10 protein-coding genes are annotated in these 13,688 nt (G+C 61.0%); 7 read left to right on the top strand and 3 right to left on the bottom strand.

Annotated features, from left to right (window positions below):
- Nucleotides 1–10: 10 nt before the first annotated feature.
- The 4 genes from alr to HX823_RS11335 all read left to right on the top strand — a co-directional run bounded on the left by alr (nt 11) and on the right by HX823_RS11335 (nt 4,400).
- Complete coding sequence (alr, locus tag HX823_RS11350) at nt 11–1,084, top strand: alanine racemase (protein ID WP_177074901.1); 1,074 nt, start codon at nt 11–13, stop codon at nt 1,082–1,084.
- Between the two features lie 116 nt (nt 1,085–1,200).
- Complete coding sequence (locus HX823_RS11345; RefSeq protein WP_003176893.1) at nt 1,201–1,749, top strand: cupin domain-containing protein; 549 nt, start codon at nt 1,201–1,203, stop codon at nt 1,747–1,749.
- Between the two features lie 181 nt (nt 1,750–1,930).
- Complete coding sequence (locus HX823_RS11340; RefSeq protein WP_177074930.1) at nt 1,931–2,344, top strand: cytochrome c5 family protein; 414 nt, start codon at nt 1,931–1,933, stop codon at nt 2,342–2,344.
- Between the two features lie 133 nt (nt 2,345–2,477).
- The gene (locus tag HX823_RS11335) at nt 2,478–4,400 is read left to right on the top strand and encodes an acetyl-CoA hydrolase/transferase family protein (protein WP_177074900.1); all 1,923 of its coding nucleotides are present in this window, start codon (nt 2,478–2,480) and stop codon (nt 4,398–4,400) included.
- Between the two features lie 83 nt (nt 4,401–4,483).
- On the opposite strand, the gene HX823_RS11330 is transcribed toward HX823_RS11335, so the two are convergent.
- Both HX823_RS11330 and rep read right to left on the bottom strand, forming a co-directional pair.
- Entirely contained in the window at nt 4,484–5,056 is a 573-nt protein-coding gene (locus HX823_RS11330) for a xanthine phosphoribosyltransferase (protein ID WP_025856334.1), read from the bottom strand.
- Nucleotides 5,057–5,114: 58 nt separating this feature from the next.
- Nucleotides 5,115–7,124 carry a DNA helicase Rep gene (gene rep / locus HX823_RS11325; protein ID WP_016975907.1) on the bottom strand — a complete coding sequence of 670 codons (2,010 nt, stop codon included), beginning with the start codon at nt 7,122–7,124 and terminating at the stop codon, nt 5,115–5,117.
- Nucleotides 7,125–7,380: 256 nt separating this feature from the next.
- Here rep and HX823_RS11320 point away from each other — a divergent pair, with 256 nt between their 5' ends.
- Nucleotides 7,381–9,054: a bifunctional diguanylate cyclase/phosphodiesterase gene (locus HX823_RS11320; RefSeq protein ID WP_177074899.1), complete on the top strand. Its 1,674-nt coding sequence runs from the start codon at nt 7,381–7,383 to the stop codon at nt 9,052–9,054.
- On the opposite strand, the gene HX823_RS11315 is transcribed toward HX823_RS11320, so the two are convergent.
- A complete protein-coding gene (locus HX823_RS11315; RefSeq protein ID WP_177074898.1) occupies nt 9,051–10,463 on the bottom strand; it encodes a NorM family multidrug efflux MATE transporter in 1,413 nt (470 codons plus the stop codon). The two genes, HX823_RS11320 and HX823_RS11315, sit on opposite strands and share 4 nt — an antisense overlap.
- A gap of 148 nt (nt 10,464–10,611) precedes the next feature.
- Here HX823_RS11315 and HX823_RS11310 point away from each other — a divergent pair, with 148 nt between their 5' ends.
- Together HX823_RS11310 and HX823_RS11305 are read left to right on the top strand one after the other, a co-directional pair.
- Nucleotides 10,612–11,532 carry a LysR substrate-binding domain-containing protein gene (locus HX823_RS11310; RefSeq protein WP_033901962.1) on the top strand — a complete coding sequence of 307 codons (921 nt, stop codon included), beginning with the start codon at nt 10,612–10,614 and terminating at the stop codon, nt 11,530–11,532.
- A gap of 177 nt (nt 11,533–11,709) precedes the next feature.
- Nucleotides 11,710–13,686: a methyl-accepting chemotaxis protein gene (locus HX823_RS11305; RefSeq protein ID WP_038843542.1), complete on the top strand. Its 1,977-nt coding sequence runs from the start codon at nt 11,710–11,712 to the stop codon at nt 13,684–13,686.
- The last annotated feature ends 2 nt before the right edge of the window (nt 13,687–13,688 follow it).

Genomic DNA, 13,688 nt, shown 5'->3' with positions numbered 1-13,688 from the left:
GCCTGCCGCCATGCGTCCTGCCCGTGCCCTGATCGATCTCCAAGCCCTGCGCCACAACTACCAATTGGCCCGTGAAGTCACGGGAGCCAAGGCCCTTGCCGTGATCAAGGCCGATGCCTACGGGCATGGCGCCGTGCGCGTGGCCCAGGCGCTGGAAGCCGAGGCCGATGGGTTTGCCGTGGCGTGTATCGAGGAAGCCCTGGAGCTGCGTGCCGCCGGGATTCGTGCGCCGGTGCTGTTGCTGGAAGGTTTTTTTGAGGCCGACGAGCTGCCGCTGATCATTGAGCATGATTTCTGGTGCGTGGTGCATTCGCTGTGGCAGTTGGATGCGATCGAACAGGCCAAGCTGAGCAAACCGCTGACTATCTGGCTCAAGCTCGATTCCGGCATGCACCGTGTTGGCCTGCATCCGAAGGATTATCACGAGGCTTACCAACGCCTGCTGGCCAGTGGCAAAGTCGCCAAGATTGTTTTGATGAGCCACTTCGCCCGCGCCGATGAACTTGACTGCGTGCGCAGCGATGAACAGGTGGCGGTGTTTGAAGCGGCGCGCCAGGGCTTGTCGGCTGAAGTCAGCCTGCGCAATTCGCCGTCGGTGATGGGCTGGCCGAATGTGTCCAGCGACTGGGTGCGCCCCGGCATCATGCTTTACGGCGCCACGCCGTTTGGCGAAGACCAGGCCGTGGCATCGCGTTTGCAACCGGTGATGACCCTGGAATCCAAGGTGATTTGTGTAAGGGAACTGCCAGCCGGTGAGCCGGTGGGCTACGGCGCCAAGTTCATTACGCCCAAGCCGATGCGCATCGGTGTCGTCGCCATGGGTTATTCCGATGGTTACCCGCGTCACGCGCCAACCGGTACGCCGGTATGGGTGGCGGGGCAGCGCAGCCAGTTGCTGGGTCGTGTGTCGATGGACATGCTGTGCATCGACCTGACGGACGTGCCGCAGGCCGGGCTCGGTTCCACCGTGGAACTGTGGGGTAAAAACATCCTTGCCAGCGATGTCGCGGTCGCCGCCGAGACCATTCCCTACCAACTGTTCTGCAACCTGCGCCGCGTGCCAAGGCTCTATTGCGGCGCTTGATCGCCCGGTACGAACACAACCGCCCGGGATTTAGGCCCAAGTGTTGTAAATACTGAACGCTGTCGCCATGATAACGCTCAATTACAACAAAGCCTGAATCCTAGGAGGCTCCTGCATTGGACGTCGGCGAACGACTGCAATCCATCCGTAAACTGAAGGGTCTTTCCCAGCGCGAGCTCGCCAAGCGCGCGGGTGTCACCAACAGCACCATTTCGATGATCGAAAAAAACAGCGTCAGCCCCTCGATCAGCTCCTTGCGCAAGGTGCTGGGCGGCATCCCCATGTCCATGGTCGAGTTCTTTTCCGAGGAGATCCTCCAGGAAATACCGACGCAGATCGTCTATAAAGCCAATGAGCTGATCGACATCTCTGACGGCGCCGTCACCATGAAACTGGTAGGCCGGGCTCACCCCAGCCGGGCGATCGCATTTCTCAACGAAATCTACCCACCGGGTGCCGACACGGGCGAGGAAATGCTCACCCACGAAGGCGAAGAAACCGGGATTCTGGTGGAAGGTCGCCTGGAGTTGGTGGTCGGTCTTGAAACTTTTGTGCTCGAAGCCGGCGATAGCTACTACTTTGAAAGCACCAAGCCTCATCGTTTTCGCAATCCGTTCGACGTGCCGGCGCGACTAATCAGCGCAGCCACACCCGCGAACTTTTAAGAAAAGAGGCGTCCTGCCAGCGTTGCAGAGACTCCCGTAGCTGTATCCGTGAAGCCGAATCTCCCTTTATTTAATAGGGTTGTTTCGGCAAGGCGGGCTAACCGTTATACTTTCGCCGCCTGCGAAACCGTGGCCGCAGGCGTGAATAGCCACCATTGAGGGTGAACGCGTGAACCTAATTATGAAAATGCTGGCTGCACCAGCAACCGTACTGGCCCTATGGGCTGTCAGCGCTCAAGCTGCGACCAATGATGACATTGCCAAGCGCCTGGAGCCGGTCGGCCAGGTGTGCGTCCAGGGCCAGGAATGCAAAGGCATGGAAGTGGCGGTGGCCGCAGGCGGCGGCGCTGCAAAGACGCCGAATGAGATCATCGCCAAGCACTGCAACGCTTGCCACGGCACCGGCCTGTTGGGCGCGCCGAAAATCGGCGACACCGCGGCCTGGAAAGAACGCGCCGATCATCAAGGCGGCCTGGATGGCATCCTGGCCAAGGCGATCACTGGCATCAACGCCATGCCACCTAAAGGCACCTGCTCCGATTGCTCGGATGATGACCTCAAAGGTGCGATCGAGAAGATGTCCGGCTTGAAATAAACCGATCTTCGCCAAAAAGCCGCTTACGAGCGGCTTTTTTGTACCCGCGATTTGTGTTTCAGCCCTGTTATTTGCAGCAAAGACCCGGCAAGCTCGGTCCAACCCCTAATCATGGAATGTTCAGGAGGGTCGGATGGTGCAGTTGTGTTCAATCGAGCAAGCAGTTGACGACGTATTGGCGCGCTTGCCGGCGCATATCCACATGGGCATGCCGCTTGGCCTGGGCAAGCCGAATCTGTTCGTCAACGCGCTGTACCGGCGTGTCGCCAAATTGCCCGAGCGCTCACTGACGATCTACACCGCGCTGGCCCTGGGGCGACCGCCCTTCGGTGATGGGTTGCAAAAGCGCTTTCTGGAACCCTTTATCGAGCGGGTGTTTGGCGATTATCCCGAGCTGGATTTTTTGGCCGATCTGCACAAAGACGGCCTTCCGAAAAATATCCACGTGCAGCAGTTCTTCATGCAGCCCGGCAGCTTGCTGCACAGTGAGTCGGCGCAGCAGGACTACGTGAGCAGCAACTACAGCCACGCGGCCCGCGACATCAACGCCGCGGGCCTGAACCTGGTCGCGCAACTGGTTGCCAGCAGCAGCGAACACCCGGATCGCCTGAGCCTGAGCTGCAACCCGGATATCACCCTCGACCTGTTGCCGATGATCGCCAAGCGCCGCGATGCCGGTGAAACCGTGCTGATCGTCGGGCAGGTCCACAGCGATTTGCCCTATATGCCCGGCGATGCCGAGTTGGGCATGGACGCCTTCGATTACCTGATCGATGAAAAAGACAGCACCACGCTGTTCTCCACGCCGAACATGCCGGTGGGTTTCCAGGACCACTTTATCGGCCTGCATGCCAGTACCTTGGTGCGCGACGGCGGCACCTTGCAGATCGGCATCGGCTCCATGGGCGATGCGCTGACCGCCGCGCTGCTGGCGCGCCAGGCGGATAACGAAGCCTACCGGTTGTTGCTGACGGACCTGGACGTTTATCAATGGGCGCCGTTGATCAGCCATGAAGGCGGCGTCGATCCGTTCGCCCGTGGCCTCTACGGTTGCAGCGAAATGTTCGTCAACGGCCTGCTGGTGCTGGCGGACGCGGGGATTATCCGCCGCAAGGTTTACCCCGACGTGGCGACGCAGGAACAGGCCAACGCCGGTTTGCTGGATGACGCCGCACAGCCGGATGGCATCTCGATCCACGGCGGTTTCTTCCTCGGCCCGCGAAGTTTCTACCAGCGCCTGCAGGAAATGACCCACGCCAAACGCCTTGAATTCAACATGACCCGCATCAGCTACATCAATGAGCTGTACGGCCAGGAAGAACTCAAGCGCCTGCAACGCCTGGATGCGCGGTTTATCAATAGCGCGATCATGGTGACGTTGCTCGGCGCGGGCGTGGCCGATCAGTTGGAGGATGGCCGCGTGCTCAGCGGCGTGGGCGGGCAGTACAACTTCGTTGCCCAAGGGCATGCGCTGGAGGGTGCGCGTTCGATCCTGATTTTGCGCAGCTGGCGTGAGTCGGCGGGGGAGGTCAGTTCCAATATCGTCTGGGATTACGGCCACTGCACGATTCCCCGACACCTGCGGGATATCGTCATCACCGAGTACGGAATCGCCGATTTGCGCGGTCAGACGGATGCCAAAGTGATCGAGGCGTTGCTCAACGTTACCGACTCACGCTTCCAGGACGATTTGATCGAACAGGCGCAGAAGGCCGGCAAGTTGCCGAAGGATTTCCGCTTGGATCCGCGTTTTGCCGATAACACGCCGGAGCGGCTCAAAGGTATTCAGGCACGTCATCATCGGCTGTTCCCGGAGTACCCGCTGGGCAGCGACTTTACAGATGAAGAGCGGGATTTGTTGCGTGCATTGAACTGGCTCAAGAGCAAATTCAAGCTGACGGAGATTCTGGAACTGGGCAAGGCGGCGCTGGATGCGCCGGAGCCGGAGGCGTTTCCAGAGCACTTGAAGCGGATGCGGTTGGATAAACCGGAAGGGCTAAAGGAAGATTTGTATCAGCGGCTGTTGCTCGCTGGCCTGCAGGCGACTGCACATTAGCCAGCAGCGCCGGGTTTTTGAGGTGAGCGGGCTTGCCCCGCGCGAGGCAAGCTCGCTCACTACAAAAATCCTGTCGGGCGTGATTATTCGATGAAGGTCACTACGCCGCCTTCCAACGACTTGACCCGCGCCAGCGACTCAACGCGATAACCCTGCGCATCCAACTCCGCGCGACCACCCTGGAACGACTTCTCGATCACGATCCCCAAACCGGCAACAGTCGCGCCAGCCTGCTTGATGATCGAGATCAGCGCCTGGGACGCCTTGCCGTTGGCCAAAAAGTCATCGATCACCAGCACACGATCGCTGCTGGTCAGGTGGCGCGGGGAGATCGCCACGGTGCTCTCGACCTTCTTGGTGAAGGAGTACACCGTCGCCGACAGCAGGTTTTCCGTGAGGGTCAGGGATTGCTGCTTGCGTGCGAAGATCACCGGTACGCCCAGGTTCAGGCCGGTCATGATCGCCGGGGCGATGCCGGAGGCTTCGATGGTGACGATCTTGGTGATGCCCGAATCCTTGAACAGTGCGGCGAATTCGTCGCCGATCAGTTTCATCAGTGCCGGGTCGATCTGGTGGTTCAGAAAGGCGTCGACCTTGAGTACCTGATCGGAAAGCACGATGCCTTCTTCGCGAATTTTCTTGTGCAGTGCTTCCACGGAAAGCTTCCTCTAATGGCGCGGTGTGCGCCGAAAGTAGATTAAAAAGTAGTCGATTCTAGCGCTTTAACATCGCGCGTATATCCGCCAAGGCGGTGTTGCCGCGAACGGCCTTCACCTCGGTCGGGGTGTCGTCATTGCCTTCCCAGGCCAGGTCGTCCGGCGGCAGTTCATCCAGGAACCGGCTGGGGGCACAATCGATGATTTCGCCGTATTGCTTGCGCTTGGCGGCAAAGGTGAAGGCCAGCGTCTGACGCGCGCGGGTAATGCCCACGTAGGCCAAGCGGCGTTCTTCTTCGATGGTGTCGGCTTCGATACTGGAGCGGTGCGGGAGGATTTCCTCTTCCATGCCCATGATGAACACGTAGGGGAATTCCAGGCCCTTGGACGCATGCAAGGTCATCATCTGCACGCCTTCAGCGCCGTCTTCCTCTTCCTGCTGGCGCTCAAGCATGTCGCGCAGCACCAGCTTGCCGATGGCGTCTTCGACGGTCATTTCGCCGTCTTCGTCTTTTTCCAGGGTGTTCTTCAGCGCTTCGATCAGGAACCAGACGTTGCTCATGCGGTAATCCGCCGCCTTGTCGCTGGAACTGTTGGTGCGCAGCCAGTTCTCGTAGTCGATGTCCATGACCATGCTGCGCAGGGCGCTGATCGGATCTTCGCCGGCGCACTGCTCGCGCACCTTGTCCATGAAGCGCTTGAAGCGTGACAGGCGATCGGTGAAGCGTGAGTCCAGGTGTTCGCCCAGGCCGATTTCATCGGTGGCTGCGTACATCGAGATCTTGCGTTCGGTGGCGTAGTTGCCGAGCTTTTCCAGGGTGGTGGAACCGATTTCGCGGCGCGGCACGTTGATCACACGCAAAAAGGCGTTGTCGTCGTCCGGGTTCACGATCAGGCGGAAGTACGCCATCAGGTCTTTCACTTCCTGGCGTCCGAAAAAGCTGTTGCCACCCGACAGGCGATACGGCACCTGGTGGTGCTGCAATTTCAGTTCGATCAGCTTGGCCTGGTAGTTGCCGCGATAGAGGATCGCGAAATCGCTGTAGGGCCGGTCGGTGCGCAAGTGCAGGCTGAGGATTTCCACGGCCACGCGCTCGGCTTCGGCGTCTTCGTTGCGGCAGCGGATCACGCGGATCTCGTCGCCGTGGCCCATTTCACTCCACAGCTGTTTTTCAAACTCGTGGGGGTTGTTCGAGATCAACACGTTGGCGCAGCGCAGGATGCGGCTGGTGGAGCGGTAGTTCTGCTCCAGCATCACCACTTTCAGGGACGGGTAATCGTCCTTGAGCAGCATCAGGTTTTCCGGACGGGCGCCGCGCCAGGCGTAGATCGACTGGTCGTCGTCGCCTACCACAGTGAACTGGTTGCGCTTGCCGATCAGCATTTTCACCAGCAGGTACTGGCTGGCGTTGGTGTCCTGGTATTCGTCCACCAGCAGGTAGCGCACCTTGTTCTGCCATTTTTCGAGGATGTCGGCGTGTTCTTCGAACAGCTTCACCGGCAGCAGGATCAGGTCGTCGAAGTCCACCGCGTTGAACGCCTTGAGCGTGCGTTGGTAGTGGGTGTAGACGATGGCGGCGGTCTGTTCCTTGGGGTTGCGTGCGTTTTCAAGGGCTTGGGCGGGCAGGATCAGGTCGTTTTTCCAGGCGCCGATCATGTTCTTGATCTCGTCCACGCCGTCGTCGCCTGCGTATTCCTTTTGCATGATGTCGGTCATCAGCGACTTCACGTCGGTTTCGTCGAAGATCGAGAAGCCGGGCTTGTAGCCAAGGCGTACATGCTCCTTGCGGATGATGTTCAGACCCAGGTTGTGGAAGGTGCACACGGTGAGGCCGCGGCCTTCGCCACCCTTGAGCAGGGTGCCGACGCGCTCTTTCATTTCCCGCGCCGCCTTGTTGGTAAACGTCATGGCGACGATGTACTGGGCGCGGATGCCGCACTGCTGGATCAGGTGCGCGATCTTGCGGGTGATCACGCTGGTCTTGCCGGAGCCTGCACCGGCGAGCACCAATAGAGGGCCGCCGACGTAGTTCACGGCTTCTTGCTGCCGGGGATTGAGTCGGGACATACAGAGTTCAGGGAGTCGTTGTTCAAAAGGGCGGGCATTTTAACAGGCTCGCAGGATTCTGCTCTGTCAGAACGACAATGTGACGTACCACTCGATCTAAATTTGCCGGTTTTGATACTTTGCCGCAGGATGTCGGGGCAGTTTGGGACTATTGTTTACAGTTCGCGTGTTTGATAACCCCTATCATTGGTGATTATCGGGCCTCGGGTCATAATGCCTGCCGCCAACGAAATCTTGCAGAGTCTAGGGAGCTAGCTTGTCTACGCCTGTCGAACCCTTGCGTTTGCTGCTGCTGGCCGATGAGCCCGCGTGGGCAGCGTTGTTGCGCGAGTGCCTGGCGCCGATGGGCGATGGGGCTGTGCTGATCAGCGCGCCAAACTGGGAGTCCGTGAGCCGTCTGTTCGATGACGATCACAGTGCCGTGCTGTTGACCACGCCCAGCCTGCAACCCGGCCCTGGCCGTTGCAGCTTGCCGTGCGTATTGCTGCTGGAGCAGGAACCGTTGGTGTCGCCACTTGGCGTCAGCGATTGGCTGGTGCGTGATGTATTGGACGCCGATACAGTGCGCCGCTGCCTGCGCCATGTCCGCGAACGCGGTGTGCTGGAAAACACCCTGCAACGCCTGGCTGAACAGGACCCGCTCACCGGCATCGCCAACCGCCAGGGTTTTCAGACCCTGTTGGCCGCGCGACTGGCCGAGAACGAAGGCCGTGGCCTGGCCCTTGGTCATCTGGACCTCGACAACTTTCGCCACGCCAACGACGCCCTCGGCCACCAGGCCGGCGACCGGTTGATCCTGCAAGTGGTCTCGCGGCTCAAAAGCCAGCTTGAGGTCGGGGACCAGTTGGCGCGCCTGGGCAGTGACGAATTCGCCTTGTTGATCGACACCCGCCGTGCGCCGCAGCGTGCCGAATGGATGGCCGAGCGCATCACCGAAGTCATGGCCGAACCCTATTGGGTGGATGGCGAAAGCCTGCTGATCGGCTGCAGCCTGGGCGTGGCCCATGCTCGCGCCCGTGCCGGGGCCGACCCACTGATGTGGCACGCGCATATCGCCATGCAACAGGCCAAGAGCACCCAAGGCTGCACCTTTCATATCTTCAACGAGCGTATCAACCGCAACGCGCGCAGCCTGGCCGACCTGGAAAGCGAGCTGCGCCGCGCCTTGCGGCGTGACGAACTGGAGCTGCATTACCAACCGCGCCTTGACCTGGACGACGGGCATATCGTCGGCCTTGAAGCCCTGGTGCGCTGGCGACATGGCGAGCGCGGCCTGTTGCCGCCGAGTGAGTTTGTGCCCCTGGCCGAGCAAAGCGGCCTGATCGTGCCGTTAGGCTACTGGGTCATCTCCCGTGCCCTGCGCGACATGCAGGAGCTGCGTGAACGCGGCCTGCCGCCGCTGCACATGGCGGTCAACCTGTCGTTCCGCCAGTTCCAGGACAGCCAGTTGCTTTCCACCCTCAGCCGGCTGATTGCCGAGCGGGGCGTTGAGGCGCAGTGGCTGGAGTTCGAACTCACCGAAACCGCCGTGATGCGCCGCAGCGACCTGGTCAAGCAGACCATGGACGCCCTCGGCCGCCTCGGCGTGCGGTTTTCCCTGGATGATTTTGGCACCGGCTTTTCGTCGTTCGTGCACCTCAACAGCCTGCCGATTGCCTTGTTGAAGATCGACAAGAGCTTTGTTGGCGGCATGGAAGAGCGTGAAGAGAACCGCAAGTTGGTGCACGCCATGATCAATCTGGCGCACAACCTCAACCTCGAAGTGGTGGCTGAAGGTGTGGAAACGCCGGAGCAGCTGGCGTTGTTGAGGTTGTTTGGCTGCGACCAGGCCCAGGGATACCTGATCAGCAAGCCGCTGCCGTTACCGGAGTTGGTGGAGTACCTGACCTTCGGCAACGGCCAGCAAGCCCGCGTGGGCGAAGGGCTTTAATCGGGCTGTGCAGCCTGGAACCCACCACGGGTTTCGGGCTCGGCGCCTTCCTGCCGAATCATCCGCTTCATCTTCGCTTCGAACGCCCAGGTCAGGCTGACCGCCGCACACGCCAGGCCCAGTGCCAAGCCCCACCACACGCCGGTCGGTCCCCAGCCCAGGGTGAAGGCCATCAACCACGCCGACGGTGCGCCAATCAACCAATAGCAGCCCGCGCCGATCAGGAAGGTGGTCTTGGCGTCCTTGAGCCCACGAATGCAGCCCATGGCGATGGTTTGCACGCCGTCGAACAGCTCGAACCAGGCGGCCACTGCCAGCAGGCTGACGGCCAGGACGATCACGTCGTGGAACGCGGGGTCGTTGTGGTCGATAAGCAGTCCGATCAATGGGTCGGAATAAAGCCACAGCACGGCGGCAAATCCCAACATCACCGTTGCGCCAAATCCTATGCCGACACGCCCGGCCAGGCGTGCCTGCAGCAACTGCCCTGCACCGTAATGCTGGCCGATGCGCATGGTCACCGCGTAGGACATCCCCGCCGGCACCATGAACGCCACCGACACAATCTGCAGCGCAATCTGGTGCGCCGCCAACTGCGTGCTGCCCATGGTGCCCATGCACAGCGCTGCAAAGGCAAACAACCCGACCTCCACCGCGTAGGTGCCCCCAATCGGCAGGCCCAGGCGCCACAACTCGCGCAGGTACTGGGTGTTCAGGCGCAGCAGGCCATTGCTCAATGGGTAGGCCGCATAGGTGCGGTTGCTGCGGATGTACCACATCAGCGTCAGCGCCATCCCGTTGGCGACGATGGCGGTGACCAGGCCAATGCCCATCAGGCCCAGCTTGGGCAGGCCGAACATGCCTTCGATCAGCGCGTGGTTGAGCAGGTAATTCAGTACTGTGCCGCCGACGCTGATGACCATCACCGGAGTGGCTTTGCCGATGGCGCTGGTAAAGCCGCGCAGGGCCATGAAGCTCAAGTAGCCGGGCAGGGCGAACGGCAGGATCGTCAGGAATTGCCCGGCCGACTGCACGTTGGTTTCAGTCTGGCCGAACATCAGCAGCAGTGGCTTGAGGTTCCACAGCAGCAAGCCGGCCGCCAAGGCCATCAGCCAGGCCAGCCACAGCCCTGCCTGGGTCAGCCGGGTGGCGCCTTCGATATCGCCGGCGCCATGACGGATGGCGACAAGCGTGCCTACAGCGGCAATCACGCCAATGCAGAAAATCGACACGAACGAATAGCTTGCCGCGCCCAGGCCGCCGCCAGCCAGGGCTTCGGGGCTCAGGCGCGCCATCATCAAGGTGTCGGTCAACACCATCAGCATGTGCGCCAACTGTGAGGCAATCAACGGCCCTGACAGCCGCAGAATGGCCCAGAGTTCGGTACGTGCCGGATGCTGCATGATCATCACACTCGAATAGTCGGAGGGTTGGGGAAGGGTTGATTCTCGGCGCTCTCCATTCATTACACAAAAGGATTAAAGCGATGATGTGCATGACTTAAACTCATGCCAGACGATCTGGTAGGGTGCGGTACTGCTCTGTAGGAATTTACTGATGACTCGTCGCCTTCCTCCGCTGTATGCCTTGCGAGCATTTGAAGCCGCCTCTCGACACAACTCGTTTACCCGCGCGGCGGAGGAGTTGTCGATTACGCAAAGTGCGGTGAGCCGACATATCCGCACGCTTGAAGAACACTTCGCCTGCCGGCTGTTCCAGCGCAGTGGCCGCACCTTGCAACTCACCGAAGCGGCGCGCCTGTTATTACCCGGTGTGCGCGAAGGTTTCGCCGCGCTGGAGCGTGCGTGCCATACCTTGAATGCCGAAGACGACATCCTGCGCATGAAGGCGCCGTCGACCCTGACTATGCGTTGGCTGTTGGCGCGACTCAGCCGCTTCCGCGCGTTGCAGCCGGGCAATGAGGTGCAACTGACCAGCGCCTGGATGAGCGTGGACGAGGTGGACTTCAACCAGGAGCCGTTCGACTGCGCGGTGCTACTGAGCTACGGGCATTTTCCGGCGGATTGGGAAGCCAGTTATCTGTTCCCGGAATTGCTGATCCCGGTCGGCGCGCCAAATCTGCTGGAAGATGGGCCCTGGGATGCCGAGCGGCTGGCCACCGCCGAATTGCTGCACCCCACGCCCGACCGTCGTGATTGGCGCAATTGGCTGGAGCGCATGGGCTTGTCATCCCAGGTGTCGCTCAAGGGCGGCCAGGTGTTCGACACACTCGAACTGGGCATGATCGCCGCCGCGCGAGGTTACGGCGTCTCCATGGGCGACTTGCTGATGGTGGCCGAAGACGTGGCCCAGGGGCGGCTCAGCCTACCCTGGCCAACGGCCGTAGCCAGTCGTGAAAATTACTATTTGGTGTGGCCGAAAACCCGCCCCGGTGGCGAGCGGTTGCGGCGCCTGGCGGAGTTTCTGCAGGCAGAGGTCAAGGCCATGGAGTTGCCCCAGGTCGAACGCCTTGATTGAGCGGCGATAGACCGTTCGTGCAATCGTTTGCGTGATACCCCTGTGATTCGCTCAAGTATTGCCTCGGCCCGCCGAAGTAGGTGTGTTGGAACCATCGTGCACCAACGCTACCCACTAGATAATTTGCCGAGCAGCGCTATGAGATCAGGATGATCCTGGCCTCGGCCAGGAGCTGTCATGTCTCAACCTCGCGCCCGCATCGCCTCCCAGTTAGGCCTCGCGTTAGCCCTGATTTTGGCTGTCGTCATCAGCGGCAGTACAGTGTTTGCCTTGCGTTCTCTCGACTCCGCCAACCTCGCCACCCGTGAGGAACACTTGGCCAGTGAGGCGCGCTTGCTCGCCGACCAACTCAATACCTTCCACAGCACCTTGCGCGAAAGTACCCAGCGTTTGAGCGGGCTGTTTGAAAAGCGCTTCGGCGCGGGCTTGAGTGTGCATGCCGACCAGCCAGTGACCGTGGCCGGGGTACAGACCCCAAGCCTGTCCCTGGGCAATGAAGTGCTGAACAACAACTTCGATGAAGTGGATGAGTTCAAGCAGATGTCCGGCGGCGTGGCCACGGTGTTTGTGCGCAGCGGCGAAGACTTCATCCGTATCAGCACCTCCTTGACCAAGCAGGACGGCAACCGTGCCATCGGTACGGTGCTGGATCGTCAGGGGCCAGCCTATCAGCGCGTGCTCAGCGGCCAGACCTACATCGGCCGGGCGGTGTTGTTCGACCGCTCCTACATGACTCAGTACAGCCCGGTGCGTGACAGCAGCGGCCAGGTCATCGCCGTGCTGTTCATCGGTTTTGACTACACCGACGCCCAGAACGCCCAGTTCGAGAACCTCAAGCGCTTCCGCATCGGCCAGACCGGCTCCCTGGCCTTGCTCGATGAACAGAAGCGTTGGCTGGTGCCGCCGGCTGGCGTGCAGGCACTGGACCAGGCGATCCCAGTGATGCTGGACCTGGCCAAGACGCCAGGTGCGGGCCGCTTCTGGGCGGACAAGAACGAAGATTTCTACAGCGTCTCGGTGCCCTTCGAAGGCGGGCCGTGGGCAGTAGTCGCGAGCATGCCCAAGGCTGAGATTCGCTCGGTGACCTGGGACGTCGGCATCCGCCTGGTAATCGGCAGCGTGCTGGCCATGTTGCTGGCAGTCGGTGCAACCGTGTGGCTGCTGCGCAGCAAGTTGGCGCCGTTGGGCGACCTGGTGCGCCAGGCCGAGGCCTTGGGCGCGGGCGACTTGAGCGCACGCCTGAATGTGTCCAGCCATGACGAAATCGGCCAGTTGGCGCGCAGTTTCAACCAGATGGGTGAAGCGCTGTCGACCATGGTCTCGCATATCCGCAAGGCGGCCGAAGAGGTCAACAGCCGCGCCCAGGCGTTGTCCGGGTTGTCCGGTGGTGCGTATGAAGGCATGGAGCAGCAGTCCGGCGAGATCACCAGCATGGCCGGCGCCGTGGAAGAGTTCAGCGCCACCTCGCTGAACATCGCCGACAACATGGGCAGCACCGAACGTCTCGCCCAGGAAAACGCCCAGCAAACCCGTATCGGGCGCAACTCGATGCAAGAGGCGTCGTCGTCCCTGGAACACATCGCCACTGCCCTGAACAGCACGGCCACGGTGATCAACACCCTCGGCCAGCGCTCCCAGGAAATCGGCGGGATCGTCGGCGTGATCACTTCGATTGCCGAACAGACCAACCTGCTGGCGCTCAATGCTGCCATCGAAGCTGCGCGCGCGGGTGAGCAAGGCCGTGGCTTTGCCGTGGTCGCCGACGAGGTGCGCAACCTGGCGTCGCGTACCCGAGAGGCTACTGACGAAATCTCCGGGATGATCCAAAGCATCCAGCAGGAAACCGGCAACGCCATCAGCACCATGGAGCGCGGCAACGTGTTGATGCAGGAAGGCCTGTCGCGCAACGCCGACGTGGCGTCGGCCCTGGCGCGTATCGATGAGCAAAGCCGCTCGGCCGGCCAGCAGTTCGCGGCGATTACCACTGCCACCCAGGAGCAGAGCAGCACCGCGACCTTGCTCAGCAGCAACCTGCAGAGTATTGCGCTGGCCAACAGCGAGCAGCGTGAAGTGGTGTCGAACCTGGCGATTACTGCCAAGGAGTTGGAGACGCTGGCGGCGGGCTTGCGGCATGAGGTGGATCGCTTCCGCTGAGG

This window comes from Pseudomonas sp. P7759, assembly GCF_013386445.1.
GTDB lineage: Bacteria > Pseudomonadota > Gammaproteobacteria > Pseudomonadales > Pseudomonadaceae > Aquipseudomonas > Aquipseudomonas azotoformans_A.
The sequence above is the reverse complement of the archived record's forward strand: the minus strand, read 5'-3'. Positions and strand labels throughout refer to the sequence as shown.